This is a genomic window from Aggregatibacter segnis ATCC 33393 (assembly GCF_900476035.1).
Lineage (GTDB): Bacteria > Pseudomonadota > Gammaproteobacteria > Enterobacterales > Pasteurellaceae > Aggregatibacter > Aggregatibacter segnis.
Genome location: NZ_LS483443.1, coordinates 838,729 through 864,442, shown reverse-complemented (window position 1 = coordinate 864,442; position 25,714 = coordinate 838,729). Strand labels below are relative to the sequence as shown.

General features: G+C 42.1%; 26 protein-coding genes. 10 read left to right on the top strand and 16 right to left on the bottom strand.

Annotated features, from left to right (window positions below; all coding sequences use genetic code 11):
• Positions 1-42: 42 nt before the first annotated feature.
• The 12 genes from nrfA to rsuA all read right to left on the bottom strand — a co-directional run bounded on the left by nrfA (position 43) and on the right by rsuA (position 10,867).
• The gene (gene nrfA, locus DQN58_RS04440; protein ID WP_169308657.1) at positions 43-1,566 is read right to left on the bottom strand and encodes an ammonia-forming nitrite reductase cytochrome c552 subunit; all 1,524 of its coding nucleotides are present in this window, start codon (positions 1,564-1,566) and stop codon (positions 43-45) included.
• 477 nt (positions 1,567-2,043) lie between these two features.
• Complete coding sequence (ccmI, locus tag DQN58_RS04435) at positions 2,044-2,964, bottom strand: c-type cytochrome biogenesis protein CcmI (RefSeq protein ID WP_006717147.1); 921 nt, start codon at positions 2,962-2,964, stop codon at positions 2,044-2,046.
• Entirely contained in the window at positions 2,961-3,443 is a 483-nt protein-coding gene (locus DQN58_RS04430) for a cytochrome c-type biogenesis protein (RefSeq protein ID WP_006717146.1), read from the bottom strand. The genes ccmI and DQN58_RS04430 overlap by 4 nt, the downstream gene beginning before the upstream one ends.
• Entirely contained in the window at positions 3,443-3,991 is a 549-nt protein-coding gene (locus DQN58_RS04425) for a DsbE family thiol:disulfide interchange protein (RefSeq protein ID WP_006717144.1), read from the bottom strand. The genes DQN58_RS04430 and DQN58_RS04425 overlap by 1 nt, the downstream gene beginning before the upstream one ends.
• Positions 3,992-4,020: 29 nt before the next feature.
• Positions 4,021-5,979, bottom strand: coding sequence for a heme lyase CcmF/NrfE family subunit (locus tag DQN58_RS04420; RefSeq protein ID WP_006717140.1), 1,959 nt, complete (start codon positions 5,977-5,979; stop codon positions 4,021-4,023).
• Positions 5,979-6,497 (bottom strand): cytochrome c maturation protein CcmE, encoded by a 519-nt coding sequence (gene ccmE, locus DQN58_RS04415; protein WP_006717138.1) that lies wholly within the window; start codon positions 6,495-6,497, stop codon positions 5,979-5,981. The genes DQN58_RS04420 and ccmE overlap by 1 nt, the downstream gene beginning before the upstream one ends.
• Positions 6,494-6,700 (bottom strand): heme exporter protein CcmD, encoded by a 207-nt coding sequence (gene ccmD, locus DQN58_RS04410; RefSeq protein ID WP_006717136.1) that lies wholly within the window; start codon positions 6,698-6,700, stop codon positions 6,494-6,496. Before ccmD ends, ccmE begins: the two co-directional genes overlap by 4 nt.
• Positions 6,701-6,717: 17 nt before the next feature.
• A complete protein-coding gene (locus DQN58_RS04405; RefSeq protein WP_006717134.1) occupies positions 6,718-7,455 on the bottom strand; it encodes a heme ABC transporter permease in 738 nt (245 codons plus the stop codon).
• Positions 7,456-7,465: 10 nt separating this feature from the next.
• Complete coding sequence (gene ccmB / locus DQN58_RS04400) at positions 7,466-8,131, bottom strand: heme exporter protein CcmB (RefSeq protein WP_006717132.1); 666 nt, start codon at positions 8,129-8,131, stop codon at positions 7,466-7,468.
• Positions 8,132-8,135: 4 nt separating this feature from the next.
• Positions 8,136-8,771 (bottom strand): cytochrome c biogenesis heme-transporting ATPase CcmA, encoded by a 636-nt coding sequence (gene ccmA, locus DQN58_RS04395; protein WP_032998087.1) that lies wholly within the window; start codon positions 8,769-8,771, stop codon positions 8,136-8,138.
• A 193-nt stretch (positions 8,772-8,964) separates the two neighbouring features.
• Positions 8,965-10,161 (bottom strand): Bcr/CflA family multidrug efflux MFS transporter, encoded by a 1,197-nt coding sequence (locus DQN58_RS04390; RefSeq protein ID WP_032997769.1) that lies wholly within the window; start codon positions 10,159-10,161, stop codon positions 8,965-8,967.
• 1 nt (position 10,162) lies between these two features.
• Positions 10,163-10,867 (bottom strand): 16S rRNA pseudouridine(516) synthase RsuA, encoded by a 705-nt coding sequence (gene rsuA / locus DQN58_RS04385; protein WP_006717127.1) that lies wholly within the window; start codon positions 10,865-10,867, stop codon positions 10,163-10,165.
• Between the two features lie 228 nt (positions 10,868-11,095).
• Between rsuA and DQN58_RS04380 the strand changes: the two genes are divergently transcribed.
• Together DQN58_RS04380 and sodA are read left to right on the top strand one after the other, a co-directional pair.
• On the top strand, positions 11,096-13,360 hold the full coding sequence (locus DQN58_RS04380) for an NADP-dependent malic enzyme (RefSeq protein ID WP_006717125.1): 2,265 nt from the start codon (positions 11,096-11,098) through the stop codon (positions 13,358-13,360).
• A 145-nt stretch (positions 13,361-13,505) separates the two neighbouring features.
• Positions 13,506-14,150 carry a superoxide dismutase [Mn] gene (gene sodA, locus DQN58_RS04375; RefSeq protein WP_006717123.1) on the top strand — a complete coding sequence of 215 codons (645 nt, stop codon included), beginning with the start codon at positions 13,506-13,508 and terminating at the stop codon, positions 14,148-14,150.
• Positions 14,151-14,217: 67 nt separating this feature from the next.
• Here the strand turns inward: sodA and plsY are convergent, their stop codons facing one another.
• Positions 14,218-14,814, bottom strand: coding sequence for a glycerol-3-phosphate 1-O-acyltransferase PlsY (plsY, locus tag DQN58_RS04370; protein ID WP_032997768.1), 597 nt, complete (start codon positions 14,812-14,814; stop codon positions 14,218-14,220).
• A 94-nt stretch (positions 14,815-14,908) separates the two neighbouring features.
• Between plsY and folB the strand changes: the two genes are divergently transcribed.
• The 3 genes from folB to DQN58_RS09905 are packed head-to-tail and all read left to right on the top strand — an operon-like array spanning position 14,909 to position 16,921.
• Entirely contained in the window at positions 14,909-15,262 is a 354-nt protein-coding gene (gene folB, locus DQN58_RS04365) for a dihydroneopterin aldolase (protein ID WP_006717119.1), read from the top strand.
• Positions 15,263-15,285: 23 nt separating this feature from the next.
• Positions 15,286-16,806 carry a membrane-bound lytic murein transglycosylase MltF gene (mltF, locus tag DQN58_RS04360; protein WP_006717117.1) on the top strand — a complete coding sequence of 507 codons (1,521 nt, stop codon included), beginning with the start codon at positions 15,286-15,288 and terminating at the stop codon, positions 16,804-16,806.
• Complete coding sequence (locus DQN58_RS09905; RefSeq protein ID WP_006717115.1) at positions 16,775-16,921, top strand: hypothetical protein; 147 nt, start codon at positions 16,775-16,777, stop codon at positions 16,919-16,921. The genes mltF and DQN58_RS09905 overlap by 32 nt, the downstream gene beginning before the upstream one ends.
• 60 nt (positions 16,922-16,981) lie before the next feature.
• Here the strand turns inward: DQN58_RS09905 and dsbB are convergent, their stop codons facing one another.
• Both dsbB and nhaB read right to left on the bottom strand, forming a co-directional pair.
• The gene (dsbB, locus tag DQN58_RS04355; RefSeq protein WP_006717113.1) at positions 16,982-17,521 is read right to left on the bottom strand and encodes a disulfide bond formation protein DsbB; all 540 of its coding nucleotides are present in this window, start codon (positions 17,519-17,521) and stop codon (positions 16,982-16,984) included.
• A 24-nt stretch (positions 17,522-17,545) separates the two neighbouring features.
• Complete coding sequence (nhaB, locus tag DQN58_RS04350; RefSeq protein WP_006717111.1) at positions 17,546-19,087, bottom strand: Na(+)/H(+) antiporter NhaB; 1,542 nt, start codon at positions 19,085-19,087, stop codon at positions 17,546-17,548.
• Between the two features lie 187 nt (positions 19,088-19,274).
• On the opposite strand from nhaB, the gene fadR reads away from it, so the two are divergent.
• The gene (gene fadR / locus DQN58_RS04345) at positions 19,275-20,000 is read left to right on the top strand and encodes a fatty acid metabolism transcriptional regulator FadR (RefSeq protein ID WP_006717109.1); all 726 of its coding nucleotides are present in this window, start codon (positions 19,275-19,277) and stop codon (positions 19,998-20,000) included.
• 93 nt (positions 20,001-20,093) lie between these two features.
• Here fadR and DQN58_RS04340 read toward each other — a convergent pair whose 3' ends face one another.
• Positions 20,094-21,308 (bottom strand): pyridoxal phosphate-dependent aminotransferase, encoded by a 1,215-nt coding sequence (locus DQN58_RS04340; RefSeq protein WP_006717107.1) that lies wholly within the window; start codon positions 21,306-21,308, stop codon positions 20,094-20,096.
• Positions 21,309-21,425: 117 nt separating this feature from the next.
• Here DQN58_RS04340 and DQN58_RS04335 point away from each other — a divergent pair, with 117 nt between their 5' ends.
• The 4 genes from DQN58_RS04335 (at position 21,426) to rpsO (ending at position 25,594) form a co-directional block, all read left to right on the top strand.
• Positions 21,426-22,733, top strand: coding sequence for an isochorismate synthase (locus tag DQN58_RS04335; RefSeq protein WP_006717104.1), 1,308 nt, complete (start codon positions 21,426-21,428; stop codon positions 22,731-22,733).
• Entirely contained in the window at positions 22,724-24,430 is a 1,707-nt protein-coding gene (gene menD, locus DQN58_RS04330) for a 2-succinyl-5-enolpyruvyl-6-hydroxy-3-cyclohexene-1-carboxylic-acid synthase (protein ID WP_006717101.1), read from the top strand. The genes DQN58_RS04335 and menD overlap by 10 nt, the downstream gene beginning before the upstream one ends.
• Before the next feature lie 51 nt (positions 24,431-24,481).
• Entirely contained in the window at positions 24,482-25,246 is a 765-nt protein-coding gene (gene menH / locus DQN58_RS04325; protein ID WP_006717099.1) for a 2-succinyl-6-hydroxy-2,4-cyclohexadiene-1-carboxylate synthase, read from the top strand.
• A gap of 78 nt (positions 25,247-25,324) precedes the next feature.
• A complete protein-coding gene (gene rpsO, locus DQN58_RS04320; RefSeq protein WP_021615823.1) occupies positions 25,325-25,594 on the top strand; it encodes a 30S ribosomal protein S15 in 270 nt (89 codons plus the stop codon).
• Positions 25,595-25,714: the final 120 nt, after the last annotated feature.

The following is a 25,714-nucleotide window of genomic DNA, read 5'->3' as shown; positions in this document are numbered from 1 at the left end:
GGCCGCACTTCGACACTTTAGTTACAAAGTGCGGTTCTTTTTTTATTGTTTTGTTGCGGTATCTTCAGCTAATTTGCCATTGGATTTCGCTTCTTTTACCCATTGAGGTACAACAGTTTCTAAGAATTCTTTTTTCGCTTTACGTTCTTTCTCGATATCAATACCCATTACTTTCCATGCTTTATCAGCTGTAGAAATATCTGGTACTTCAACTGGAGTTTTCACGCCATGTTTAGTTAAGATTGCTGCAAGTTTAGCGCGTGCATCTGCTGCTTTGTCTATGCCTGAACCTAATACGCGAAGCATTACATCAGGTGCGTGCATGTGACCACCGTGGCTTGCTGCTGCGTAGTCCCAACGCCATTGAGCGTGACGGATATCCATTAAAACAGGTTCCATTTCTTCTTTAGTTGCACCTGCATCCCATGCCGCTTTCGCTTCAAAGTGAGCACGAACGACTTGATCTTCTAAACGACCCATTACATCTTTCACTTCTTTTTTACGTGAAGCAACGATGTCTTTAAGTTTTTCTTTGCTTTGATCGTGACAGTTTGCACAGGTGGTATCAAATGCATCGAATGGGTTTTGGATTTGGTGGTCGGTGTAAACTTTACCGTCTTTACCTTGTACTTTAGGCATGTGACAGTCGATACAAGTTACGCCGTTTTTACCGTGCATACCTAAAGACCAAATTTCAAAGTCAGGGTGTTGTGCTTTTAACATTGGTGCTTTAGAAAGAGAGTGCGTCCAGTCGGTGAAACCGATGTCATCGTAGTATTTTTCGATATCATCAACAGTTTGACCGTTATCCCATGGGAAGGTCACTTGTTTTAAGTCGCCCGCGAAGTAGTATTCAACGTGACAGTTTGCACAGATTTCAGCACGTTTTTCAGTGCGAGCAGCTGTGTTAAAGCTTAAGTTAGTTTGTTCTTTACCTTCAGCTTTTGCTTTTGCTTGAAGTGCATTATTTAAGTGATCTAATGCACGAAGAACGTGTGGACGAGCAATACGTAATGCAGGTTTGCCTTCAGCAAAGTCTTTTGATGTGGTGTCGTGACAGTCAGCACAACCGATTGAGTTCACCACTTCTGCACCACCTTTAGCCCATTTACCACTAAAGTAGCCATCTTCACCCCATTCCGCGATTAAACGTGGAACGTCCGGACCTTTACAAGTCCAACATGCCATTGGTTGTGGGCCATCAGTCGTAGTTTTTGGTGCGCCGGTACGTAAAATATCACGTACGTCTTTCACTGCATAAACGTGACCACGCGGCGCGTTATATTCTTTCGCGAAAGCATAACCGCCCCATAACACGATCAAACGAGGGTCTTGTTCATCTGCATAGATGATTTTGTCGCCTTTTTCAGTCGCTTTCCAAGACTCAAATTGTTTAGGGTATTTTTCAGCAAATTTCTCATTTACTGCTTCAATTTTTAGGTTCGGATTAGGTGCTTCAACAGGTTGCTCAACCGGTTTGTACACCAATTCCGCCATCGCCGAATTACATACGCCGAAAGCTGCAAAAGAAGCTGCTACGAGTAGGCTTTTTCTCAATGCGTTCACGATAATCACTCCAATAAGGTTATAAAATGGCTTCTACTAGAATTAATAGAAGGTTACAAAAACATCTGTTATCAGCTCATTACTAATGAGAATTTTTATCATTAATAACAATATGATAGAAGACATAAACGACTTAAAATCAGCGGTAAAATAGCGAAATAATCATAATTTTTCTATGGATATTTGCAGTTTTCTTGCTCTTGATCAATTTTTAAAATCTAGGACTTGATTTTGTTTATTTTTGTAGCATCATTATCGATATATCCAAACCTCAAAAATACCTATTCATAGGTATTTAATCAAATACCCACTCTAAAACCGTCAATTTACATGTAACCATAAAGAGGTATTAGATTTAATACCCTATGCTACATTTACTTGAACGAAACAAAAAGGCTAAATTCCGAAAAGAATTTAGCCTTTTAAAAAATAAGTGCGGTCAAAAACAGCGCTATTTTTTCTAAAAATTAAATCAATTTAATTTTCCTTATTTGGTATCACCTGCTGATGTTTCTCTTGTTCTTGACCTTCTAATGCATCACGCGCAGAACGAATGCTACGCTCAATAATTGGCGCTCTAGGGTCATCTTTCGGTAACAGTTTTAACATCATTGCCCATGTGACGGCTGCCATTTTGTAATCTTCCGTTTCAAAATAACTAAACGCCAGCAAACTTAAGGCTTCAATATTGCTGTGATCCTCACGAATCACTTCGCGTAATAAATTATTGCCTTTTAACTTGTCCGTCGTGTCTTCAGAAAACATTAAAACACGAGCATACCCGAGCTTATACTGGTTATTATCAGGTTCTAACTTATTCGCACGAGCAAAACTATCCAATGCCATTCTTGGTTGTTGCAAATTCATACCAAGTTGTCCCAATAACCACCAATTTTTCGCGTTGTTTGGGTTTTTCTGTAAATCAACTCGAAGTGCGGTCGCAAATTGTTGCATTTCTGCTTCATCTAGCGGGTTGGTGGTCTCACTTTTTATGCGCTCATAAAAGTACGGTAGTTTTTCTGCCGTTTTTTCTAACATGATTTCCGATTGCCAAGAACCCACTGCAAAATATGCGGCACCCGACAAAATTGCTAATGCTAAGAAACCGGAAACAAACCATAACTTGCCGTAATTTTTCTCACTGAGAAAAGTACTTTCAGCCTGCTGAGGAATATCTTCCAAAAGGGATTGTTGCAGCTCTAATTTAAGCTGTTTGGTATTTTCTAATAATCCTTGATTTTCATCTATTTCCAGCTCTTTTAAGCGCTCGAAATAAAAGGCTTTATTGAGATCATCGCGTTTTACTGACGTACTTTTTTTGGCTTTTAATAACAACGGGAAAAAACAAATTAACGCGGCAACCAACGTTAAGATGAGAATGCTTAACCATAAATTCATCTATCATTCTCCTTGTTTAATAAAGTATTCAAACGGTTTTGTTGTTCTTCAGTTAACACATTAGTAGCACTTTCCGTTGCATGGCTCACTTGCTCACTTTGCGAACGTTTGCGACGGAAAAGTACCAAAACGCCAAGCAAAATGAAAAGAATCGGCGCACACCAAAGAATCATAGTAGCGGGAGTTAACGGCGGATCATAAGTGACAAAATTACCGTAGCGATCCACCATGTACTGCACAACATCTTGTTTAGATTTGCCTTCTTGCAATAACTCAAACACTTTGCCACGCATATCCACCGCGATCACTGCGTTGGAATCGGCAATGTTGTTATTCTGACATTGCGGACAGCGTAATTCCTGCGTTAACGCGTGATAATCATCTTCCTGTTGCGGTGAACTGAAATTCAATGCATCAATCGCTGCAGAAGCACTAACGCTAAACAAAAGTGCGGTAGAAAATAAAAGTGTTTTTATCATTACTCTTTCCCTCCGCCTAATTTTTGATAAATCGGCTGCAAGGTTTCCTGCCAAACTTTTTCGTTTACATCACCGGCATAGCGATAATGAATCACGCCATTGCCATCAACAATAAAGGTTTCCGGCGCGCCATACACCCCTAAATCTAAAGCAAAAGACCCTTTTTCATCTTTCAACACGACCTGATAAGGATTACCAAGATCCTTCAGCCATTTTATCGCTTTCGCGTTATTATCTTTATAGTCCAAACCAATGATCGTCACCCCTTGTTTCGCCAATTGGTTCAGATATTGGTGTTCGGCATAACAAGTAGGACACCAGGTCGCCCATACATTGAGTAAAACCGGTTTGCCTTGCTTAAACAAGGATTCATCATAGGTTTTCTCTGAAAGCAAATCCGGTAACGTTTTTGCCGGAACAGGTTTACCCACTAGCGCAGATTCTAATGTTTTCGGATCATCGCCTTGTGAATTGCGTTGCAACTGCACCAGAAATGCCATCGCTAAACCTAAAAAAATGATTAAAGGTAAATATAATTTTTTATTCATTATCAATACTCTATTACGCCAATGAAGATTTATTGCGCATTTTCACTGCTTAAAATTTTGCTAAAGCGATAACGACGGTCAAACATACACAATAAACCGCCCAGCGCCATAAACAACCCGCCTAGCCAAATCCAACGAATAAACGGTTTATAATATAAGCGTAATGCCCAGGCGTTATTCTCTAATTTTTCACCTAATGCCACATATAAATCACGGGTAAAGCCCCAGTCGATAGCCGCTTCAGTCATCGGCATTTTGCTTACGGTATAAAGACGTTTTTCAGCGAATAATGTCGCTTCGGTTTTACCATGATAGGTGATATCAATTTGTGCTTTTCCACCAATATAGTTAGGCCCGTTAGCATCGCTAATGCCCTTGAAGGTGAAATCATAGTCAGCAATTTGTACGGTATCTCCCACACTCATGCGGACATCACGTTCAACACTGTAGTTTTGGCTGAACGCAATTCCCCAAACGGTCATCGCCACCCCTAAATGCGCCAACACCATGCCCCAGTGGGAACGGGATAATTTTGTAACTCCTTTCAAGAAACTTTCCCGATGGGTAGCCCGTTGATGCATTTCATAAAGGCTAAGCAATACGATAATCACTGCCATCATGGTGCCTAACACAGCACTGACGGTAAGTTTGTCTTGCAATAAATAAGGCAGTGCAAAACCGGCAATCAGCATGATAATCAAACTCACAATCACCGGCGTGCGAATTGCAGAGAATTGGTCACGACGCCACTTCACAAGCGGACCAATACCTAACAGCAAAGCAAACGGTGTCATAATAATCAGGAACATTTGATCAAAGAACGGCGCACCAATAGAAATGGAGCCTAAGCCTAACTGTTTGTGTACGAGAGGCAACAATGTTCCCAACAATACGACACAAAGTGCGGTCATTAATAAAATATTATTTAACAACAACAGGCTTTCACGGGAATAACGCTCCGCATTATCACGTGAACGAATTTGGCTTCCTTTGTAAGCATACAAGGTCAGTGAGCCGCCAATCACCACGATTAAATAGACTAAGACATATAAACCACGGGTTGGGTCAGAGGCAAAGGCATGTACGGAAACCAAAATACCGGAACGCACCAAGAATGTGCCAAGCAAACACAAGGAGAACGCAGAAATTGCGAGTAACACCGTCCAGGCTTTAAAAGACCCACGTTTTTCCGTTACTGCTAAAGAGTGCAACAACGCGGTACCTGCCAACCAAGGCATGAAGGAGGCATTTTCTACCGGATCCCAGAACCACCAGCCGCCCCAGCCGAGTTCATAATATGCCCACCAAGAACCAAGCACGATACCAAGTGTTAAGAACACCCAAGCGGCCATCGTCCAAGGGCGCGACCAACGAGCCCAAGCGGTATCAAGTTTACCGGTCATCAAAGACGCGATGGCAAAAGCAAAGGCGACAGAAAAACCTACATATCCCATGTATAACAATGGCGGATGGAAAATCAACCCGACATCCTGCAATAACGGGTTAAGTTCTTTGCCGTCCACCGGAAATTCAGGGAAAGTACGGTTAAATGGATTGGAGGTAAATAACATGAAAAGTAAGAAACCAATGCTGATAATCCCCATGATACCAAGCACACGAGCGGTTGCTTCTTGTGGTAAGTGTTTACTAAACAATGCTACTGCTGCGCTCCACAAAGAGAGCAACCAAATCCATAATAACAATGATCCTTCATGGGAACCCCATACTGCAGACAAACGATAATAAATTGGCAATGTCGTGTTAGAGTTATTCACCACATATTGCACGCTGAAATCGTTAACAGCGAACAAATAAAATAAGGCGCCAAAAGAAAAAGTTAACACGACAAACAAACCATATGTCATTGGACGCGCTAAGGACATCATTTGTACACTTCCTTTTTCCGCCCCCCATAAAGGGAAAATCGCCAATAAAATGGCGATTGCTAAGCTTAGCGCTAAAGCATAATTTCCTAATTCTGCAATCATTACTGACCTTCTTTCATTTTTTCTTGACGATCGCGTTCACTCTCACCTTTCAGATCAGAAACACCCATCGGTTTATGTACTTTTTGCATTTGTTTTTCTAAATCCGGTGGCACGTAGTTTTCATCGTGTTTCGCCAACACTTCGCTTGCTTCTAACAAGGTTGGTTCTTTTAAAATACCTTGTGCAACAATGCCTTGACCTTCACGGAATAAATCGGGAAGAATCCCTTCATATTCAACACTGATAGATGGACCAATGTCGTTCAAATCGAAACGAACTTTTAAGCTTTTCGGATCACGTTCTACCGTACCGGCAACAACCATGCCACCGACACGAATACGTTGTCCAACTTCCGGTTTTTGATCAGCATCATCGTTTTTACCGTAAATCACTTCTGATGGTGTATAGAACAGATCGATATTTTGGCGTAACGCGTATAACACTAAAGCGGAAGCCACAGCCACACCTAACAGTACGAATAAGACCACGGATAAACGAGATTTACGTCTCGGGTTCATAGCGTATCTCCTTTTTGTTTCATTTGTTGTAAACGGGCTTCACGTTGTTGTTCACGTTTGATGGATTTTAGCACCGCACTTTTGCCTGCAAGACTCTGCACGATAAGCACCACAATCGCCAATAAGCTCAGACCATAAGAAAGCCACACATAAAAACCGTAGCCTCCCATATCCAGTAATTCACTCCAAGATTCAAAAAACATAATTCCCCCGGTTCAACCTAAAATTTTTCAGCCAATGCTTTTACCCATGGGCGTTTAGCATCTTCTTTCAATAATTCGTTGCGGTAACGTACCAACGTCAACCAAATAGATAACGTCATGAAACCAAAGATACATAAAATCAACGGCAGCAACATTGGTGTAGCAATAGATGGTCGTTCTAATTTTGTGATACTTGCACCTTGATGTAAGGTATTCCACCATTCCACCGAAAAGTGAATGATCGGCAAATTCACCACACCAACAAGGCACAAGACAGAAGCGGCTTTTGCACCGACATTGCGATCTTGAAAAGCGGAATACAATGCCAACACACCTAAATATAAGAAAAACAGAATTAACTCGGCAGTTAAGCGGGCATCCCATACCCACCAAGCACCCCACATTGGTTTTCCCCAAATCGCACCGGTCACCAACGCCAAGAAGGTAAATAATGCCCCAATAGGCGCCATGGCAATCATTGCCAATTGTGCCTGCTTAATTTGCCACACAAGTGCAACTAATGCCGCAACCGCCATGGAGCCATAAACCCCCATCGACCAAATTGCTGTCGGCACATGCACATACATGATGCGGAAGCTATTGCCCTGTTGATAATCCGCAGGCGCAAATGCGATACCCCACACGATACCAACACTCAATAACAGCGCGGTCAGGATTGCAAGATAAGGGCTGAACTTACCACATAATTGATATTGAGTTTCCGATTTTGCATAAGGATGCAACCACTTCCACATAAACTATCCTCTATTGATCTAAACTAATCCGTAATGCCGTTGCTATGGCAAAAGGAGATAATGTCACCACGGCGGCTAAAATCGCGCCAAGAATGGCCAATTGCCCGCCGTAAGGTAAATTTAATCCGGCGGCATCTAACACCGACGCGGAAAAAATAAGCACAGGAATAAACAGCGGGACAACCAACAAACTCAACAGCACACCGCCCTTACGCAGCCCCACCGTAAGCGCCACACCAATAGCACCGAGACAGCTCAATACCGGTGTGCCCAATAATAATGTCAGAACTAGCGCCCACCAAATTGATATTTCCAATGACAGCAATAATGCTGCAATAGGCGATAATAAAATTAACGGCAAGCCTGTTAGCAACCAATGCGCCAGCACTTTCGCCAACGCCGTTAATACCAACGGTTGAGACGTCAACATCACCTGTTCCAAAGAACCGTCAATAAAATCATCACGAAACAAACGCTCAAACGACAATAACGCTGACAACAACGCCGCCACCCAAGCCACACCGGGCGCGATACGAGAAAGCAGTTTCGGATCAGGCCCAATAACCAATGGAAACAAGGTAATCACGATAAGAAAAAACCACAACGGATTAAGAATCTCCGCCTGTTTGCGCATGGCAATTTGTAGTTCGCGTTTAATAATATTCCAAAAGATCATGCCATCACTCTGTACACTTAAACTGTTCTAAATTGATTTTTTTCAACCGAGCACTCGGCACTTCCTGATGGCTGGTTAATATTACAATACCGCCATTTTGTGCGTGTTGCTCAAAAAGTGCGGTCAAAACCGCCACTCCTTTTTTATCGATAGCGTTAAATGGCTCATCTAAAATCCATAACGGCGCTTTTGATAACCACAAACGAGCCAACGCAATACGTTTTTGCTGTCCGGCAGAAAGTTGTGCTGCAGGAATATCTTCTCGACCGAGCAAACCGACCGTTTGTAATACCTCCCACAACAAATCATCACCCTGATGGCAATGCCCGATTTGCTGATAAAAGCGCAAATTTTCCCAAGCAGTTAATTCAGGCTTAATGCCGCTCTGATGCCCTAAATACAACAAATCATAATGGAAAATTTCACGCTGTTTAGTAATCTCTTCAGAATTCCACCGCACTTTTCCTTCCAGTGGTGAAGCAAGGCCTGCAATAATGCGTAGCAAACTGGTTTTACCAATGCCGTTATGCCCTTCAATTTGCACGAAATCTCCCGCCTGAATTTGTAAATTCAAGTATTGGAAAAGGACTTTATCGCCACGTTGGCAAGCGAGATTTTCGAGAATTAATTGATTTACCATAACAGATTGTTTCACAGACTTATTTTTGCGGGGCATTCTATCATAAGGAAATTAAATGGCAGGGTTAAATAATATAACCACTTAGAGGTAGTTTAACTACTTTTTGACTTAGAACAAATTTCGTTCTTTGTTACAAATACGAATACCTCTCATAATGTGCGAAACCCTTGATATAACTGAGTTAATTCGTGGGTTATTCCCGATGTTTAACCGTTAACGTAACGTAGCAAACGACCGCAATCACAGAACAAAGCACCATGGCGAATAACATTGGCGCCGCCGAATTGATCGGCAATAAAGACACCAAAGATCCCATGCAAGCGCCAATGCCAAACCGTACGCTCCCGACCATAGAATTCGCCGATCCTGCCGAATTGGGGAACTTTTCTAAAATAGAGGCCATCGCATTAGAGGAAATCAATGGATTTTGTCCCACAAACACTGCTACGCCCAGCGCCATTGACCAAAAACCCAAATCTAATAACGCCACAAGCAACAACCAGATGCCCGCCAAACCTTGTATCCCAAGCCCCAAACGGAACATGGTCTCCGCCCCCCATTTAGCCACTAAACGCCCATTTAAGAATGAACTAAAGGTCATCACGCCAATGTTCAACATAAAGAAATAGCCGAAATTTTCAGGCTTGATGCCGTAAATCCCGATATACACAATCGATCCTGCCGTTAAAAACGCAAATAAGCCGGCAAAGGCAAAGGACGTTGAGAACATATAACCTAACACCGGTTTTTGTTTCCATAACGCCATAAAATTACGGGCAATAATATTCAAGCGTAACGGAATCCGATTTTCTTTATGATGCGTTTCCGGCACCACAAAAAAGACCAGCAAAATACTCAATAGTCCCATGAAAGCAGTCACATAAAAAATGGCGTGCCAATGGAAAAAATAGACAATATAACCACCGACAACCGGTGCGATCAACGGCGCAATCATAAACACCAGCGTAATTGTCGACATCATTTTGGAAAGTGCATTCTTGTCAAACAAATCACGCAACAATGCGCCCACCAATACCACCGGCGCCGCACCAAAAAAGCCCTGAACAAAACGAAGTGCGGTGAAATTTCCGATAGAATGGATTTGCGTTAAAATCAATGCCGCTATCGCAGAAACCGTTACGCCTAACAAAATAATTGGCTTGCGTCCAAAACTGTCACCGAACGGTCCCCAGAATAATTGCCCCAGCGCCAAACCATAAGCAAAAGCGGTTAGCGTATGTTGCACCTGATCGTTTGTGACCTGTAAATCCTGCGCAATATTCAAAAACGCCGGCAGGTACATATCCACACCCAATGGCGGCAACATGGACAAAATACCCAACGCCACCACAAAAATAAAATTCGTTTTGACTGTTTTATTTGAACTCAAACTAGGATTCTCCACCTAAGTATGCGATTTCTTCCTCTGTTAGAGGACGAAATTCTCCTTCGCCTAAATCATCATCTAGCACCAAATTACCGATTTTCCAACGATGCAACCCGACAACTTTATTCCCTAATGCAGCAAACATCCGCTTTACTTGATGATAACGTCCCTCGCTGATCGTCAAATTGACATTGTAATCATCCAAAATTTCTAACTCAGCCGGTTTGGTCGGCTCCTTTTCCCCACGCAATAAAATACCCTCAGCACAAGCCTGCGCATAGTTCGCCTCAACGGGATCTGCCAAGGTCACCAAATAGGTTTTCGGGTAATGGTGTTTGGGTGAGGTAATACGGTGAGACCACTGCCCATCATCCGTCAACAGCACCAAACCTGTGGTATCCACATCCAACCGCCCGGCACTGTGCAAACAGGTAGATAAAGGATAATCAAAAAATTGATAAATCGTCGGATGATCGCCATCTTCATGGGAGCAAATGTAACCTTGTGGTTTGTGCAACATAATGTATTGCCCGTTTTCTACCCACGTTAAACGCTCACCATCATAATAAATTTCATCATCAGGGCTCACTTTCGCCGCCCCGCTCTTTTCAATTTTACCGTTAATCGTGACCGCACTTTGACGCAACACTTTTGCCGCCTGTGAACGAGTTAAACCGGTTGTTTCCGCTAAAAATTTATCTAAGCGCATAGAAATTCCTTATAAAAATCCTCGCGCATTATAGCGCTAATTATCGTCCTTCGCCCACGGAAAAACACAACAAGAAATAACCGCACTTTATTAAAACACCATAGACCAACATTTCATACTTCAGACAAATTGTTAATAATGTGTGAAATGTCACAGAATTCTTTTCTATTTTAATTATAATGCGGGGTACTTTTTTCTAACTGAATTTATTCAAAAGAGGATATTTTTATGGATGAACAACTAAAAAAAGCAGCATTAGATTTCCACGAATTCCCAATTCCGGGAAAAATTGAAGTGACACCAACCAAATCGCTTGCCACCCAACGCGACTTAGCCTTGGCTTATTCCCCCGGTGTTGCAGCGCCTTGTTTAGCCATTCAGGCAGATCCGGCAGATTCCTATAAATATACCTCTCGAGGAAACTTGGTGGCGGTAATTTCGAACGGTACCGCAGTGCTTGGTTTAGGCAATATTGGGGCTTTAGCAGGTAAACCTGTGATGGAAGGGAAAGGCGTATTGTTTAAAAAATTCGCTGGTGTCAACGTATTCGATATTGAAGTAAATGAACACGACCCAGACAAACTCATCGATATTATTGCGTCTCTTGAACCAACCTTCGGCGGCATTAACTTGGAAGACATTAAAGCACCGGAATGTTTTTACATTGAACGCAAATTACGTGAAAGAATGAAAATTCCTGTCTTCCACGATGACCAACACGGCACCGCGATTATTTCTGCCGCAGCGGTGTTAAACGGCTTACGCATTGTCGATAAAAAAATCGAAAACGTGAAACTGGTTGCCTCCGGTGCCGGTGCCGCATCGATTGCGTGCTTGAACTTATTGGTTTCCCTCGGTATGAAACGAGAAAATATCACCGTGTGCGACTCCAAAGGCGTGATCTATAAAAACCGCGATGATCGTATGGACGAAACCAAAAAACTGTATGCGATCGACGATAACGGCAAACGTACCTTAGCGGAAGTCATTCCGAATGCGGATATTTTCTTAGGTTGTTCTGCTGCCGGTACGTTAACGCAAGAAATGGTTAAAACCATGGCGGCACATCCGTTGATTTTGGCACTCGCCAACCCTGAACCGGAAATTCTGCCACCATTGGCAAAAGAAGCCCGTCCGGATGCTATTGTATGTACCGGTCGTTCCGACTATCCGAACCAAGTTAACAACGTACTTTGCTTCCCGTTCATTTTCCGTGGTGCATTGGATGTCAGCGCCACCACCATTAACGAAGAAATGAAACTTGCCGCGGTGCGCGCCATTGCCGATTTAGCCTTGGCAGAGCAAAGCGATGTGGTAACCTCCGCTTACGGCGACAGCGAATTGTCTTTTGGGCCGGAATATATTATTCCGAAACCATTCGATCCGCGTTTAATCGTGCGTATCGCACCTGCTGTGGCAAAAGCCGCGATGGATTCCGGTGTTGCGACTCGTCCAATTAAAGATTTTGATGCATACATTGAACAACTCACCCAGTTCGTTTATAAAACCAACTTGTTTATGAAACCGGTGTTTGCTCAAGCCAAACAAGACAAGAAACGTGTGTTATTAACCGACGGTGAAGAAACCCGAATTTTACACGCCGTACAAGAAATCTCGACCTTAGGCATCGCTTATCCGATTTTACTCGGTCGCCCAAGCGTGATTGAACAACGCATTAAAAAACTCGGTTTACATATTCAGGCGGGACGTGATTTCGAGTTAATTAACATTGAAAATGACGCACGTTATCAAGAATGTTGTAAAACTTACTATGACATGCTCAAACGCTCAGGCGTCACACCAAGCATTGCAAAACGTGAAATGTTTAATAACCCAACCGCTATCGGTGCCGTGTTGTTACATTTAGGTCATGCCGACGCCATGTTGTGTGGTTTAGTAGGACATTATGCTGATCATTTAAAAACCCTCAAAAACGTCATTGGTTTGCAAGAAGGCGTACATACAGCCGCTACCGTTAACGGTTTGGTGCTACCGGCAGGCAACTTATTCCTTGCCGATACCTTCGTGAACAACGATCCAACAGAGGAAGAATTAGCGGAAATTACGCTCATGACAGCGAAAGAAGTCAGCCTGTTTGGTATCGAACCGCAAATTGCCTTAATTTCACATTCTAATTACGGCAGCAACAACACCCCAAGTGCGGTCAAAATGCGTAACGTTTTACGTTTAGTGAAAGAAAGAGCACCGGAACTCTCTATTGACGGCGAAATGCACTGTGATGTTGCCTTATCACAACAGCTCCGTGATGATGTGATGCCGGACAGCCCACTCAAAGGTGCGGCAAACGTGCTGGTGATGCCAAATATGGAAGCTGCGCGTATCAGCTTAAATCTATTACAAGGCACGGCAACACCGACAACCGTTGGGCCAATCTTAATGGGCTTGAAAAAATCAGCGCATATTTTAACGTCAGTCGCTTCTGTTCGCCGTATTATTAATATGGTGGCAATTGCTGCGGTAAAAGCACAATAATGACCTAACAAAAAATAAAGAAGATGGCTAGTTGCCATCTTCTTTTTTATGCATCAACCATAGCATTTAATGATCTTAATCAATTTTTATGCTATCATTTTGCCGTTTTTTAAACATGAATTTACTCTAACAAAAGGAAAAAATTATGGCTTATACTTTACCTGAATTAGGTTATGCCTATGACGCATTAGAACCCCATTTCGATGCGCAAACTATGGAAATCCACCATACTAAACACCACCAAGCCTATGTCAACAATGCTAACGCGGTGTTAGAAAACTCCCCGGAATTACAAGAACTTGCCAGTGGTTGCCCGGGTAAATTATTGGCGCACTTACATGAAGTTGCACCTGAAAAACGCCCGGCATTACGCAACAATGCAGGTGGTCACTTAAACCACAGCTTATTCTGGAAAAGTTTGAAAAAAGGCACAACATTACAAGGCGCACTAAAAGATGCCATCGAACGTGATTTTGGTTCCGTTGAAAACTTCAAAGCGGAATTTGAAAAAGCGGCAGCGACCCGTTTTGGTTCCGGTTGGGCATGGTTAGTGTTAGAAAACGGCAAACTTGCCGTGGTTTCTACAGCAAACCAAGACAACCCAATTATGGGTAAAGAATTTGCCGGCTGTTCAGGCACACCAATCTTCGGTTTAGACGTTTGGGAACACGCTTACTATTTGAAATTCCAAAACCGCCGTCCAGACTACATCAAAGAATTCTGGAATGTATTGAACTGGGATTTTGCTAACGAACGCTTTGAAAAAGCATTAGCCGGTGTTCACCACTAATTAAGGCTTATAAAAACAAAAAGTGCGGTCAAAAATGACCGCACTTTTTTATTCTTACTTTTCACTTCTACTTTTTAAACTTATTCCACATTTTATCTTCTTCTCCGCGCCATAAACGTTGAATATTCTCATGGTGACGATAAATGAGAAGACAACAAACTAAAGCAACAGGAAAGGTGAACTCCGGTTTAAACCACCAAACATAGAGCGGAACTAATAACGCGCTAATCACTGCGCTAAGGGAGGAATAACCGCTAATGAGGAAGACGAAAACCCAAGTTCCCAATGTAGAAAATAATACCCCCCAACCAATTGGTGCAATGGCTCCGAAAGCTGTTGCTACTCCCTTTCCTCCTTTAAACTTGAAGAAAATAGGAAAAATATGCCCTAAACATGCCCCTAACGCCACCATGCCTAATTCAAATTGGGTTAAGCCTAAAGAGTAACCGAGCCAAACCGGCAACATACCTTTTAAGATGTCACAAATTAAAACCCCAAGCGCAATCCAACGTCCACCAATACGTAATACATTTGTTGCGCCAGGATTATTCGATCCTGTTTTTCTTGGATCCGGTAAGCCGGCAATACGACATAATAAAATCGCGCTAGAAATAGAACCCAGTAAATAGCTCAATAACATGTAGAAAAGGGCGAAAAGGCTCATAGGACTTCCTTGGAGTGGAAAAATTGTTCGTCTATTGTACCCAAAGTTGATAGTATAAGCCCACAAAAATTTAAGCGATAACGATAGGAACATCATGAAAGATCTCATTTTTATTGAAGGATTGAGCGTATTTGCGCAAATTGGCGTTTATGATTGGGAACAACAAATTAAACAAAAACTGATCTTTGATGTCGAAATGGCTTGGGATACGCGTCAGGCTGCGATAACTGATGATGTTCAATACACGTTAAATTATGCCGAAATCAGCCAATTTATCATTGATTACGTGCAATCCAAGCCATTCTTTTTAATCGAACGGGTTGCCAATGAAGTGGCAGATCAATTACAACATCAATTTAACATTAGTCGACTTCGACTCAAATTGAGTAAACCAAAAGCTGTTGCACAAGCCAATAACGTTGGTGTCATTATTGAGCGGAATCGCTAATATTTTTTAGAGAAAGAGATCATTTGAAAGGTTTATTTTTACGCATTATTGCAGGCATATGCTTGCTCTTATGGGCGTTAGATATGGTATTTCCATGGCAACAAATCATGTCTTCGGAAGAAAATCCTTATCACGCCATTCAACGTCGTGGCAAATTAATTGTAGGTACTATTAACAATCCTATTTCTTACTTTATCAATGCAGAAGGGCAATCCGGTTTAGAATATGAACTCAGTAAAGCGTTTGCGGATTATTTGAACGTTGAGCTAGAAATCAAACCGTTAAACAACAGTGAAGAACTTTTCACCGCCTTAAATGATCATGCTATTGATATTGCGGCGGCCAATCTTTTTTATCAGCCCAATAAAGTTGAACATTTCCAATTGGGACCGTCATATTATTCTGCTTCTTGGCAAATTGCTTATCGAAAAGGTGAAAATCGGCCACGTTCACTAGCACAAATTAATAGCCAACTCGTCATTCCAGATAATGTAGAATTGGAACATATTCTGAAAGAGGCCAAACTAAAAAATCCCCATCTAACCTGGGTGGTAGATAAAAAACAAACGCAAGAAGAACTGTTGTTACAAGTTGCTGATGGCAAAATTGACTATACAATTGCCAATTCTTTGGATATTTCAGCGGCTCAACATATTAAGCCACAAATTGCGGTGGCTTTTGACTTAACCGATGAAATGAGCGTGCATTGGTATCTAGCGAATAACGCATCCAATGAATTGCAATCAGCTTTATTAGATTTCATGAATGGCGCTATAGATTCCGGCTTAATTGCCAATATTGAAGAAAAATATTTTAGCCATTTTCGCGACTTTGACTATGTTGACGCAAAATCTTATTTAAATGCGATAGAAACAATTCTTCCAAAATTTGAACCGCTCTTTACTAAGCATAAAGGTGATTTGGACTGGCGCTTATTAGCAGCAATCGCCTATCAGGAATCCCATTGGAACCCAGATGCCACCTCACCAACAGGTGTTCGAGGCATCATGATGCTGACGAAAGATACCGCGGAACATATGAAAATTCAGGATCGAACCGATCCCGAGCAAAGTATCAAAGCCGGTTCAGAATATTTACATTGGTTGCTTGAACAGATGCCTACCAGTATCAATGATGAAGAAAGAATTTGGTTTGCCCTGGCAGCGTATAACATGGGGCTAGGCCATTTACTGGATGCCCGCCGTCTCACCAAAAATTTAGGTGGTAACCCGGATAACTGGCTTGATGTCAAAAAGAATTTACCTTTATTAGCCGAAAAACGTTACTATTCAAACCTTAAATACGGCTATGCACGAGGCTATGAAGCGTTTCAATACATCGAAAATATTCGTCGTTACATGAATAGCATTGTGAATTATTATCGTGTTCAGCAAAATCAAAGCGAGAAATTAACGCAAGAATCTGATAATGAGAGCAAAAATGCAGAGAAAGACCATTCTTATTTGAATGAAAATAAACAACATGAAAATCGGCAAACAGAGGAAAATATCCATGCACAAGAAAAGATTTCTCAAACCAACTAAGAAAAAATTCATTCATCAACAACAAGCACGTACTTTGCGTTTAAAGCATTTAAAACAACGTAAAGCGAAATTATTTGCCCGCCATGCGTTACAATTCGTGGTGCAAGATATATAAAATAAAAAATGGTGTTGTTTTATACAACACCATTTTTTTACATCTATTCAATAGAAAACGTTACTTGAATAAACGTCTTCTCCCTCTCGTATCAAGACGCTTAAATTGGCTAATTAAAACAAGTAACAACACAAGCAAATAAATGGCAAACATGACTACAATCCATTGCGCCATTGAAAAGCCAAGGAATGACCAAGCCACATTCTCACAAGAGCCAGTAGGTTGAAATAGCACTGGAAACCATTTATCCAACGGTAGCGTTTGTGGAAATTCCGGCAAATAAGAACATTGATTCCAAGGTGCAGGATGAAGTTGGTAGTCTACATGTTTGAGAGAAAGCAACAGTCCTTTAACCACGCTGACAAAACCAATTAATAGCGCCAATAAACGGACTATTAAAAAACGTGGTGCGATTAAACCGAAAAGTCCAGCAAAGGCTAATCCAAACAATGCGACTCGTTCATAAACGCACATCACACAAGGCTGCAATTCCATGCCATATTGGAAGTAAAGTGCAATCCCTTCCAACACCAATGCTGAGATTATCAATAACAACCAACCGCTACGTTGTACGGAAAGTGTTTTGAAAAATTTTAGCATAGCGCTCTTTCTCCCTAAAAAATGTTAAATTGGCATGATTAGGCCTAAATTCGCCAACAAAATTGTCATTGGCGGTAAAATATATTCCACAGCCAATAAACCTACCAACGATAACACAATGGTGTAAGGTAACGCCATGTAAACCATTCTACCGTAAGAGAGGTTAATAAGTGGCGCAAGCGATGATGTCAATAAGAATAAGAAAGCTGCTTGTCCGTTTGGTGTTGCGACGGAAGGCAAGTTAGTCCCCGTATTAATCGCCACAGCTAATAATTCAAACTGATGCGGTGGAATAATATTCGCTGCCAACGCATTTTTTGCTTCGTTAATATAAACTGTTGCCACAAATACGTTATCGGAAATAGCAGAAAGGATACCGTTGAAAGCGTAGAATAACGTGAGTTGAGTGCTTTCTTCTGCAGACAAAACATAATGCACAATCGGTGCAAAAAGTTTTTGGTCAATAATCACTGCAACAATCGTAAAGAACACTACTAAAAGTGCGGTAAACGGTAAAGATTCTTGGAAAGCCTTACCCAAAGCATGTTCACTTGTAATACCACAAAATGAAGTACATAAAATAATAATGCTTAACCCGATCAACCCTACGGAAGCTAAATGAAATGCTAAACCGATAATCAACCAAATACCGACTATTGCTTGTACGATGAGTTTCAGACGTTCTTGTTTACTCATTTTTTTCATATTGGCGCGATCAAAATCGGCCAATACTTCCCATACCTTTTGCGGTAATTTTGCACCGTATCCGAACAAATGAAATTTCTCTAACGCAACACAAGTTAGCAAGCCAAAAACAAAGACTGGAACAGTCACCGGTGCCATGCGAAGGAAGAACTCAACAAAATTCCAACCGGCTTGATCCGCGATAATCAAGTTCTGCGGTTCACCAACCATCGTCATAACACCACCCAATGCAGTACCAACCCCGGCATGCATCATTAAGCTACGTAAAAAGGCGCGGAATTCTTCTAAGGTTTCATGGTGAGTACCGATTTTCTCGTCATTCGTAATATCGGTAGAATCATAGAACGTGCCACCAGAAGCGACTTTGTGGTACACGCCATAAAATCCCATTGCAACGCTGATGATTACTGCAACCACAGTTAACGCATCCAAAAATGCCGATAAAAAAGCTGCACTGAAGCAAAACGCCAAGGAAAGCACTAATTTAGAATGGATATTAAGAAGCAGTTTAGTGAACACAAACAACAATAACTGCTTCATGAAGTAAATACCCGCCACCATAAACATCAACAGCAAAATCACTTCAAAGTTAGCCAACACTTCTGCTTTAATGTGCTCTGGTGTTGTCATGCCAATAAAAATCGCTTCAATAGCAAGTAACCCGCCGGGTTGTAACGGATAGCATTTTAGTGCCATCGCCAAGGTGAAAATGAATTCAATGACTAATAACCAACCTGCCCAGAAAGGGGAAATTGAAAATAAGATAGGGTTAATAACAAGAAAGGCGACAATCGTTATTTTGTACCAGTCCGGACTCGAGCCCAAAAAGTTTTTTAGAAACGCCTGTTGATAATTGTCCATACAAATTGACCTTAATTCTTTTAATTAACAATATTTTAACCTACGCTATTGGAGGCAATTCCGCGTTCAACTCTGTCAAAAATCGCAAATATTGTCAATGAATTTAAAAAATAATTATCTAATTGTAATGTATAGGCGTTTCTACGATAATAACGGCGAATTTACCCTCTATTTATACTAAACAATTATGCATAATGACTCGACTCTTCTGAAGGCGCAAAGTCCTGCCGCTTTAGCTGAAGAATATATTGTAAAAAGCATTTGGAATAATTATTTTCCCCCAGGTTCTGATTTACCTGCCGAACGTGAACTTGCCGATAAAATTGGTGTTACCAGAACAACGTTACGTGAAGTCTTACAACGCTTAGCGCGTGATGGTTGGCTCAGCATCCAACATGGTAAACCAACAAAAGTCAATGATATTTGGGAAACCTCCGGTCTTAATATTCTAGAGACCATGATTCAGCTCGATGGCACAAGATTGCCTTCGCTTATTGCCAACATGCGCTCAGCGCGTACTGACATTTCAATGATTTACATTCCCAAAGCCTTTAAACGCGCAAAGGAACAATCACTCAGTATTTTGCAACCGCTCAATAACTTAGAAGATACGGCTGAAGATTACACAAAGTTTGACTACGATGTATTCCGCAATTTGGCATTTGCTTCAGACAATCCCGTTTATGGTTTAATTTTAAATAGTTTCAAAAGCTTATATTCCCGCATCGGCTTATTTTATTTCCAAAATCCAGAAGCTCGTGCACTTGCCAAACGCTTTTACATCAAACTTCAAGATATTTGCCAACGCGAGGCTATTGATGAAGTAGTCCCTTGTGTTTTGCAATACGGAAAAGAAAGTGGTGTCATGTGGTCCAATATGCAGGCATTTTTACCGGAAAATTTTAGTGAATAATGCGAAGCTAAAAATCATTCAAAAAAATGACCGCACTTTATGCTAAACAAAAAGCCCCGAATGGATATTCGGGGCTTTTTGTTCGGGAAAACATTATTGATGATAATGGGATAAGAATCGAGCAAATTTGCCTAAGGCTTCTTCAATTTGATGAACATACGGCAATGTTACAATGCGGAAGTGATCCGGTGAATGCCAGTTAAAACCGCGGCCATGCACCAACAAGACTTTTTCCTGTGCCAATAAATCAAACACCATTTTTTCATCGTCATACATATTAAATTTTTTGATGTCGATTTTCGGGAACATATACAACGCTCCCATTGGCTTCGTACAACTAATTCCCGGAATTTGGTTGAGCAATTCATAGGCTTTATTGCGTTGTTCTAACAAGCGTCCGCCCGGCAAAATGAATTCATTAATGCTTTGATAGCCACCAAGTGCGGTCTGAATCGCATGTTGCATTGGCACGTTGGCACACAAACGCATGGACGCCAACATATCCAAACCTTCGATGTACCCTTTGGCGTGTTTTTTTGGTCCATTTAAAATCATCCAACCTTGGCGGAAACCGGCAACACGATAGGCTTTAGATAAACCGTTAAACGTGACCGTTAATAAATCAGGCGCTAATGCCGCGATATGGTGGTGTACCGCACCATCGTATAAAATTTTGTCGTAAATCTCGTCGGCAAAAATAATTAAATTATTCTGACGTGCCACTTCAACGATGTCTAACAACAATTCTTTGCTGTAAACCGCACCGGTCGGGTTGTTCGGGTTGATTACCACAATGGCTTTCGTGCGTGAGGTGACTTTGCTTTTAATGTCTTCCACATCCGGGAACCAATCCGCCTGTTCATCACATAAATAATGTACCGCTTTACCGCCCGCCAATGTCGCCGCAGCAGTCCATAATGGGTAATCCGGCATAGGAATTAACACTTCATCACCGTCATTCAACAGTGCTTGCATCGCCATCGTAATCAACTCTGACACGCCGTTTCCGATGTAAACATCATTCACAGTGACACTACGAATATCTTTCGATTGATAATATTGCACAATGGCTTTGCGGGCGGAATAAAGCCCTTTGGAATCACAATAACCTTGTGCTGAAGGCAGATTGCGTAAGACATCAACGAGAATTTCATCAGGCGCTTCAAAACCAAAAGGCGCGGGGTTACCGATATTCAGTTTTAAAATTTTATGCCCTTCTTCTTCAAGGCGTAGTGCCTCTTTGTGCACGGGTCCGCGAATATCGTAACAAACGTGCTCTAATTTATCTGATTTGGGAAAGCGTTCCATAGTTTTGACCTTGAGTAATTAAGAAATGAAATATTTTGTGAAAAATTCCCGTAAAGTGCGGTAGAATTGCGGTTCATTTTTAACTTATTTTCCCGTTAAAGACAATGCTTTTTCAAAATGGATAGTTTGCAATCACTTAAAACGCAATTAATCAATCAAATTAATGCATTACAATTAAATCAACCTCATCACATTGCGGTTTGTTCAGCACAAGCCGAATGCGATGTTGATTTATTAGGTTGGCTAAAAGCACAACCGCACTATCCGCAATTCTATTTTCAATTACAGCAAACAACACAATGTTTTGCCACGATTGGCGCCGTTCGTAGATTTCAACAATTAGATGCGGCGCAAGATTTCGTGAATCAACACAATTTGCCTCTTTTCGGCGGCATTCAATTTTACGGGCAAACCACCTTTTTTCTGCCACAGTTAGTGTTAGAACAGCGCGATAATCAAATTAATGTCACGGTTTTTATTGACCAAGATAATCTTATTCACAATAAAGACAAAGCATTACAGGTTTTAAAAACATTTGAAAAAACGACCGCACTTTTACCGCTTCAAAGCCAAGCGGATTTGATTGAACAACAAGCAAATCCAACACAATGGGCAAATTGGGTAGAAAAGGCTCTGGCGCAAATTCATGAAAAAACAGTGACCAAATTGGTGTTAGCTAATAAAAGCACCTTTGCCCTCAATCAGCCACTCAATGCCAAGGATTTTTTAGCGCAAAGTGAAATTTACAATAAAGGCTGCTACCACTTTCTTTTCACGCAAGATGACAAAACAAGTTTCCTTGGCTCTTCGCCGGAACGGTTGTATGCGCGTCATGAGCGTCATTTAAAAACAGAGGCCCTCGCAGGCACCGCGCCCATGAGCGAGGATCATGAAGCCAATCGTAAACAAGCTGATTGGTTACTTAGCGACAAGAAAAACATTCATGAAAACCAATTAGTGGCGGATGGGATTTGCGCCAATTTAGCGCCCTTTACGAAACACATTGAAGTAGGCAACCTCGGCATCAAACAGCTTCGTCAAGTACAACATTTACGCCGAGAAATCACCGCACTTTTAACCGATAACTGTACCGACTTAAACTGTTTGCAAGCCATTCATCCGACGGCTGCCGTTGCCGGTTTGCCGCAACAAAAAGCGAAAGCATTGTTACAACAAATTGAACATTACGATCGCAGTTGGTATGCGGGCACATTAGGCTTTTTTAATCAACAACAAGCGGAGTTTTGTGTAGCGATTCGTTCTGCCTTTGTTGAAGCAGACAAAATTCATGTGTTTGCCGGCGCCGGTATTGTTGAAGGCTCAGTTCCCTTGCTAGAATGGCAAGAAATCGAGCGCAAAGCCGCGGGATTAATCTCATTATTAAAAATAACGAAATCTGAAAACGGAGAGCAAAAATGTCAGTAAGCGTCTTTAATCGTTGTTGGTCAAAAGTGATCTTGGAAACCCTTGTGCGTCAAGGCGTAACCCACTTTTGTATCGCGCCCGGTTCGCGTTCGACCCCACTGACATTGGAAGCCGTACGTTTACAAAATGCCAATCGTGCCCTTTGCCATACGCATTTTGATGAACGCGGTTTAGGTTTTTTTGCCCTTGGCATCGCAAAATCCACCAAAAAACCCGTTGCCGTTATTGTCACTTCCGGCACGGCTGCCGCCAATTTATACCCGGCAATCATTGAAGCCCGTCAAAGTCACGTCAATCTGATTGTACTCACTGCGGATCGCCCTCCGGAATTGTTAGAGTGCGGTGCGAATCAGGCGATTTTACAAGAAAATATGTTTGCCGATTATCCCCTTGCCAATTTGAATCTTCCGCGCCCAAGCCAAGATTATGCTGCAAGCTGGTTGATTTCAAAAATTGAGCACGCCTGCCATAAACAAGCGGAAGAAGCCGGTGTAATTCACATTAATGTGCCTTTCGCCGAGCCTTTATATGATGCCAATGCAGAAGAAATTGACGTCCATCCTTGGTTAGCGCCCGTTCAACGTTGGTTAAGCCAAAACAAAAGTTGGACAACCTACCCTGCGCAACATCAAGAAGTATTGATTCACGAACACTGGGATCAGTGGCGCACCAAACGCGGGATTATTGTGGCGGGCAGAATGCCGGCAGAACAAGCCATGGGTATTGCTTCTTGGGCAAATACCATGGGCTGGGTGTTACTGACCGATATTCAATCCGGTGTGGAAGCCAGTTTGCCTTATGCGGATATTTGGCTTGCGAATCAAACGGTGAAACAAAAAATGTTGCAGGCAGATATTGTCATTCAACTTGGCAACCGTTTTATCAGTAAACGCATTAACCAGTTTTTAGCCGAATTTAAAAACGAATATTGGATTGTGGATGAAAACCCACAAGCGGTGGATCCTTACCATCATTCCCACACCCGTTTTGTCGCCAAAATTCATCATTGGTTACGCGCCCACCCGCCGTTAAGACAAAAACCATGGTTATTAGAAGCGTTGGCGTTATCCAAATTCTGCGCCACCTTTATTGAGCAGCAAGTGGGCGGCAATTTAAATGAAGCTTCCTTGGCCCACCACATTGAACGTTTACTGCCGAACAATGGCACCCTTTTCCTCGGCAACAGTTTATTTGTGCGTTTAGTGGATGCGCTTACCAAATTGCCGGAAGGCTACCCGATCCATACCAATCGTGGGGCGAGTGGTATTGACGGTTTACTTGCCACCGTTGCCGGCATTGGTATCGGTTCTAACCAACCGGTCGTCGCCTTAGTGGGTGATACCTCCGCACTCTATGATTTAAACTCGCTGGCATTGTTCAAAAAACTTACCCAACCGACTATTTTGTTTATTATCAATAACAACGGTGGCGCGATTTTTGATATGTTGCCGGTGGATGCTGAAGTGAAAGACAAGTTCTATCGCATGCCGCACCACACCGAGTTTTCCCAAGTGGCGTCTATGTTCGATTTAAAATATGCGCGTCCTTATACCTGGGCGGATTTAAGCTCCGTGCTAAAACAAGCCTACTCACGTCGCGAAGCCACTATCATCGAAATTAAAGTCGCGCCGAATGACGGCAGCACCATTTACAAACGCCTCATCGACCAAATCAGCTATGCGGTTGTTGGCGAATAAACGGAAAGATCAAAAGCAAACTCGCGCACGCCAGTTTGCTTTTTTAATGCTATGAAACCTTACCTCGTTTTTTTACACGGCTTACTCGGCACCCAAGCCGACTGGCAAAAACTCACGGAAAATCTACCGCACTTTCATTGCGTTGCCTTGGATTTGCCTTTCCACGGCAGCGCGAAAAATCACCCAGTACAGGATTTTGATGATACCTGCGCTTATGTGGCACAACACATCCAAAGTGCGGTAGGAAATCACCCTTATTTTTTAGTGGGCTACTCCCTCGGTGGCAGAATCGCGCTTTATTACGCCCTTTGCAGTCAACAGGACAAATACAACCTACAAGGGCTGATTATTGAAGGTGGCAACCTTGGATTAACGAATGACGCAGACAAAAAAGTGCGGTGGGAAAATGACGTGTTTTGGGCGCAACGTTTTCACCATGAAACCGCGACTTCCGTACTGAATGATTGGTATCAACAACCTGTCTTCGCCCATTTAACGGAAGACCAACGCAAGGGATTGATTGAAAAACGCCAAGCCAACTGCGGCGATAATATCGCCCAAATGCTGTTGGCGACCTCCCTTGCTAAACAACCGGATTTACGCCCTTACGTCAAAAACAGTCCTTATCCGATCGAGTATTTCTGCGGCGAACGAGATCATAAATTTAAGCAAATGGCCTTAGAAAATCAGCTGAACCTGACGCTTATTCCTCAAGCAGGGCATAATGCGCATCAAGAAAATCCAACAGCATTTGCCGAGCAATTAAATGCGTTATTACAGGATAAATTCGTTGCTTTTTCGCCGCGCAATGGCTAAAATCTACACTCCTTTGTCGTCGCTGAATTAGAGATCGGCGAACGATGTATCATTAACCACTTCATATTAGGAGTTATTATGTCTCTAAGTACTGAACAAAAAGCAAAAATCGTTGCTGAATTTGGTCGCGATGGTAAAGACACCGGTTCTTCCGAAGTTCAAATCGCTTTATTAACCGCACAAATCAACCACTTACAAGCACACTTTGCTGAACACAAAAAAGACCACCACGGTCGTCGCGGTTTATTACGCATGGTTTCCCGTCGTCGTAAACTTTTAGATTACTTAAAACGTACTAATCTTGAACTTTACAGCAGCTTAATCGCTCGTTTAGGTTTACGTCGCTAATCTTTTTAGTTGTGTTAATCGAAAACCCTCAGCGTTTGTTGAGGGTTTTTTCTTTTTTACCGATGCCATTATTAATAGCAAATGGACAAAATCCCTCTGACAAGTTGCATTTTTAGCCTA

Bases quoted from the DNA above. Each gene is read 5' to 3' on its own strand.
- ccmI (WP_006717147.1), bottom strand. From the start codon at position 2,964: ATGAATTTATGGTTAAGCATTCTCATCTTAACGTTGGTTGCCGCGTTA.
- DQN58_RS04430 (WP_006717146.1), bottom strand. From the start codon at position 3,443: ATGATAAAAACACTTTTATTTTCTACCGCACTTTTGTTTAGCGTTAGT.
- DQN58_RS04425 (WP_006717144.1), bottom strand. From the start codon at position 3,991: ATGAATAAAAAATTATATTTACCTTTAATCATTTTTTTAGGTTTAGCG.
- DQN58_RS04420 (WP_006717140.1), bottom strand. From the start codon at position 5,979: ATGATTGCAGAATTAGGAAATTATGCTTTAGCGCTAAGCTTAGCAATC.
- ccmE (WP_006717138.1), bottom strand. From the start codon at position 6,497: ATGAACCCGAGACGTAAATCTCGTTTATCCGTGGTCTTATTCGTACTG.
- ccmD (WP_006717136.1), bottom strand. From the start codon at position 6,700: ATGTTTTTTGAATCTTGGAGTGAATTACTGGATATGGGAGGCTACGGT.
- DQN58_RS04405 (WP_006717134.1), bottom strand. From the start codon at position 7,455: ATGTGGAAGTGGTTGCATCCTTATGCAAAATCGGAAACTCAATATCAA.
- ccmB (WP_006717132.1), bottom strand. From the start codon at position 8,131: ATGATCTTTTGGAATATTATTAAACGCGAACTACAAATTGCCATGCGC.
- ccmA (WP_032998087.1), bottom strand. From the start codon at position 8,771: ATGGTAAATCAATTAATTCTCGAAAATCTCGCTTGCCAACGTGGCGAT.
- rsuA (WP_006717127.1), bottom strand. From the start codon at position 10,867: ATGCGCTTAGATAAATTTTTAGCGGAAACAACCGGTTTAACTCGTTCA.
- DQN58_RS04380 (WP_006717125.1), top strand. From the start codon at position 11,096: ATGGATGAACAACTAAAAAAAGCAGCATTAGATTTCCACGAATTCCCA.
- sodA (WP_006717123.1), top strand. From the start codon at position 13,506: ATGGCTTATACTTTACCTGAATTAGGTTATGCCTATGACGCATTAGAA.
- plsY (WP_032997768.1), bottom strand. From the start codon at position 14,814: ATGAGCCTTTTCGCCCTTTTCTACATGTTATTGAGCTATTTACTGGGT.
- folB (WP_006717119.1), top strand. From the start codon at position 14,909: ATGAAAGATCTCATTTTTATTGAAGGATTGAGCGTATTTGCGCAAATT.
- DQN58_RS09905 (WP_006717115.1), top strand. From the start codon at position 16,775: ATGCACAAGAAAAGATTTCTCAAACCAACTAAGAAAAAATTCATTCAT.
- dsbB (WP_006717113.1), bottom strand. From the start codon at position 17,521: ATGCTAAAATTTTTCAAAACACTTTCCGTACAACGTAGCGGTTGGTTG.
- nhaB (WP_006717111.1), bottom strand. From the start codon at position 19,087: ATGGACAATTATCAACAGGCGTTTCTAAAAAACTTTTTGGGCTCGAGT.
- fadR (WP_006717109.1), top strand. From the start codon at position 19,275: ATGCATAATGACTCGACTCTTCTGAAGGCGCAAAGTCCTGCCGCTTTA.
- DQN58_RS04340 (WP_006717107.1), bottom strand. From the start codon at position 21,308: ATGGAACGCTTTCCCAAATCAGATAAATTAGAGCACGTTTGTTACGAT.
- DQN58_RS04335 (WP_006717104.1), top strand. From the start codon at position 21,426: ATGGATAGTTTGCAATCACTTAAAACGCAATTAATCAATCAAATTAAT.
- menD (WP_006717101.1), top strand. From the start codon at position 22,724: ATGTCAGTAAGCGTCTTTAATCGTTGTTGGTCAAAAGTGATCTTGGAA.
- menH (WP_006717099.1), top strand. From the start codon at position 24,482: ATGAAACCTTACCTCGTTTTTTTACACGGCTTACTCGGCACCCAAGCC.
- rpsO (WP_021615823.1), top strand. From the start codon at position 25,325: ATGTCTCTAAGTACTGAACAAAAAGCAAAAATCGTTGCTGAATTTGGT.